Genomic DNA, 3,346 nt, shown 5'->3' on the forward strand with positions numbered 1-3,346 from the left:
TGTTGGCCGTCGTTGAAGATGACGATGTCGGCGTCATCGGTGTTGATGACGATGCACTGATGAGAACGCCCCGCTCGACTGTGGCGAGCGGGGCGTTTGTGATCTCGGTGACGGGATCCTCGTCGCGGTGACGTGGTCGTCGCCGTGGTGAAGCGGATCGGGTTCAGTCGGTTGCTGTTTCGCTGATGGCGATGCGGGCGGCTTTCTCCCCGACGATGGAGTGCCCGGCGGCGAACGCGGCCGTGAGCGCGTGCAGGGCGAGATTGTTGACCGCACGCGGATGTCCACGGGAGGCGTTGTGGATCAGGGTCATCGCGTCGTCGGCGAACAGCGCATCGGAGCGGCCGGCGATCTTGGTGTGATGCCCGATGTAGTCGGCGGTGTCGGCCGCTGTCATGCCGGGCAGGGTGTAGCGCACGGCGATGCGCTGATCCAACGCGGCCAGAACACCCAGACGCAGTCGGTGCCGCAGGGTGGGTTGCCCGACCAGGACCACGGCGAACGGTGAACCACTGTCCATGTCGTGGTTGGTCAGCAGCCGGATCGCTTCGAGTTGATGGTTGTCGAGCAGGTGGGCTTCATCGACGACTAACACGGGGTTGCGGCCACGTTCAGCGTGCTCGGCGGCCAAGGCGTCTGCGGCTTGGGGAGCCAGCCGGGCGGTGTGAAACGCCGGGGTGTGCCCGAGGGTGGCCACGATGTGGGTGAGCATGCCGCGCACCCCGATGGTGGGGTTGGCGAGGTAGATGATTACGTGCCGCGCCGGATCCAAGGAGGTGGCTGCCGCGCGGATCGCGACGGTTTTGCCAGCGCCGACTTCGCCGGTGATGACGCCGATGGCGCATTGGTCCACACACCAGCCGATGCGGGCGATCGCTTCGCTGTGGCCGGGGTGGCGGTGCAGCATCGACGGCGCCAGATCCCGCCCGAACGGCATCCGTGTGAAGCCCCAATGTGATTGCAACCGTTGAATACTCACGCCGACACCCCGTCCTCGAACTCGTCCTCGGTGGGAGCGAGGTCGGTGATCGAGAGCTGAGCGGCGACCTGGTCGCCGTCGGAGTCGGTTCCGTAGAGGGCGTGATAGCCGATACGTTCATCCTCACGCAGCTGCTCGTGATGGGCGGCAGCGGTCAACGCCAGGTAATCGATCCCCGTCGTTGCCGGCGGGGTCTCGACGGTCTCGGGTCGGGCTTTCGGGTGGGCATGGCGGCTGATGGTGTGCGGTGTCGCGGCACCGAAACTCTGGTCGCGGTGGCGGACCTCGACGGTCTGCAGGTCGAACGGGGAGAACACCAGCTCCACGCGGCGCCCGGCCAGGGCGGGGTCGACCTGGTAGGTGTTGGAATGCAGGGAGACGGTGGCGGTCTTGGTCACCACCCGAAATTCCGACCACAAGAACGCCTCGGTCAGATCCGCCGCCGTCGGCAACTCCGGAGTGTGACCAAGGCGGTCCCAGCCGGTGTCCCAGCGCTCCAGTGGGGATTGCCCGGTCTCGGTATGGGTGCGGCGGTGGTATTCGGTCTCGACCCAGGCCATGAACAGCCGGTTGAGCTCCAACAGCGCACCGGTGTGGTCGACCCCGGCGGCGGCGAGGTCCTCGGTGGTGGTGTCGGTGACCTCAACGAGGAACTGCCCACGCACGGTGCGGAAGAACCGTTCAATCTTGCCCCGTCCCTGCGGGCGCCCGGGCGCCGAATGTACCAGTCGGATACCGAGTTTCGCGCACGCCCGCAGCAGCCAGGCATCGACGAACGCCGAACCATTGTCGACATAAATCGAGGCTGGCACGCCGCGGGCGGCCAGCGCGGGTTTGAGCGCGGCCGCCAGACGCACGGTGTCCTCGGCGAACCCGAACCGGTGACCGACCACCAACCGAGAATGGTCGTCGAGGAAGGCGAACAGGTAGGTCTTGCGGTCACCGACCCGCGGACCGTGCAGAGCGTCGCCGACCCACAGTTCGTTGGGGTCGGCGGCTTCGAACCGGCCGAACACCTCCCTGGCGCCACCGGCGGCCGGGCCCATCAGCTCGCAGCGATGGAAATGGCGCAGCAGGGTCGATTCCGAGGGTGCCCATCCGGTCGCGGTGCGCAGGATGCGGGCCACCTGGGCGGTGGTGCGTGACGGATTCTCCCGCTTCAACGAGGCGGCCAGCTCCAGCACCCCGACATCGGTGCGGGTGGCCAGCCGGCGCGGCTCGGGCACCAACGCTTCGAACCCGCCGGCCCGGTAGCGACGGATCCAACGGTCCAGGGTGGCTCGCGCGATCTGGACCTGGGTGCCGAACGGGTCGATATGGCGACGTTCGGCGATCTCGCGGACCAGCCGACCCCGTTGGCGGGTCGATAACCCCTCGTCCAGCGCCGGGCAGATCAGCTGATACCGGAACAGTCCGATCGCCTGGGCCCGCTCCCGACGCTTGTGCTCCTCCAATGACACCGCAGTGCCCTCCTCGCAGTCGAAGGCCCTGCCCGAAACCAATGCCGGGCAGGTGCCTTCGCGAGGATCACCGATCACGCCGCGCCGCGTCAGAGGCAACTGGTGTTGCGTACCGGACCTACCGCATCCAGGACCAGCCCGGTGAGAGCAGCCGGCCGCCGCTGACCGCGACCAGCACCTGTGCCGGCGTCACCGCGACCACCAATCCGGCCGGTCCGAACCGCTGCCGGATCGCCGCCGCCGCGGCGTTGACCGCCGCCACCACGTCACCCCAGGGACTGCTCCGCTCGTCGGGAATCGTCACATCGATCCCGACTCGAACCGCCACCATGAGGAACCGCGCCCGAACCGCCTCAAGTCGCCCGCCGGCCCGACGTAGCCAGCCGCGGACCGTGGCCGCCGGAACCCGCAACTGCTCAGCGATCTGCCGATACCCCTGCCCGTGGCCGCGCAGCGACAAAGACTCCCAAATCACCTGTGCCGCATAAGCCCTACGCAGCAACACCGTGACCGGCAACAACACATGGGTCACCAGACACGACCGGCACCGCGCCCGCCGCGGCCGAACCGCACCGGCCAGACCGACGACACGGCGAGTGCGGGCGAATCCCCAGCCGCCAAGAACACCCTGCGAGCACGCCGGGCAGCTGATCTGGCCAGCTGCCAACCGGGACTCGACGCAGACCAGATCAGCCTCTACCGTCACCATCAGTGCCTCCGTGCACTACAGCGCGGCACCCTGCGAGCCCGCCAAGACTTCGGCGGGGTGCCGCGCACCCATCAGTTCCTCATCACACTGATGGTGCACACCACCAAGCTCAAGCCGGCGGGCCACGCCACCGATCACATCGGCAAGATCAATGACGAATGGCCACCCCGTGATAGCCATCCAGAGAGACGGTCAACA

At 67.6% G+C, this 3,346-nt stretch carries 3 protein-coding genes; all 3 read right to left on the minus strand.

Going from position 1 to position 3,346, the window contains the following annotated elements:
* Positions 1 to 163: 163 nt before the first annotated feature.
* Entirely contained in the window at positions 164 to 937 is a 774-nt protein-coding gene (locus EB75_RS28170) for an ExeA family protein (protein WP_226522213.1), read from the minus strand.
* 38 nt (positions 938 to 975) lie between these two features.
* Complete coding sequence (locus EB75_RS28175; protein ID WP_071289796.1) at positions 976 to 2,439, minus strand: DDE-type integrase/transposase/recombinase; 1,464 nt, start codon at positions 2,437 to 2,439, stop codon at positions 976 to 978.
* Positions 2,440 to 2,557: 118 nt separating this feature from the next.
* Entirely contained in the window at positions 2,558 to 3,148 is a 591-nt protein-coding gene (locus EB75_RS28180) for a hypothetical protein (RefSeq protein ID WP_073698480.1), read from the minus strand.
* Positions 3,149 to 3,346 lie beyond the last annotated feature (198 nt).

Source organism: Mycobacterium sp. ST-F2 (assembly GCF_001905655.1).
GTDB lineage: Bacteria > Actinomycetota > Actinomycetes > Mycobacteriales > Mycobacteriaceae > Mycobacterium.